1 protein-coding gene is annotated in these 251 nt (G+C 53.8%); it reads right to left on the bottom strand.

Annotated elements, in window-relative coordinates; genetic code table 11:
* A partial coding sequence (locus tag AC1RPN_RS09110; RefSeq protein WP_481763863.1) for a hypothetical protein occupies window positions 1-251 on the bottom strand: 251 nt, incomplete at both ends.

The raw sequence follows: 251 nt of genomic DNA, 5'->3' as shown, positions 1-251 counted from the left end.
GCTCACCGTTTCGCACCTGTACGTCGGTAGCCACCAGCACCTGCCGGTGCCCCTTATACGGAGTGTAACCGCCGATGAAGTCACTGCCGAAGCAAATCGGGCAACTGGAATCGGCGTACCCTGTAAGACCTGTATCCATATCCCCAAGAACCTGATTGACCGTCTCTTCAAGAACAGGGCCGTTGTCACCAAATCCGTTTCCGTTGATTAGGTCTGCAAAGGGAATATCGTCAACATCTGCGGTGCTTGGT

This window comes from Dellaglioa sp. CoH-57-MRSF-20 (assembly GCF_056781955.1).
The sequence above is the reverse complement of the archived record's forward strand: the minus strand, read 5'-3'. Positions and strand labels throughout refer to the sequence as shown.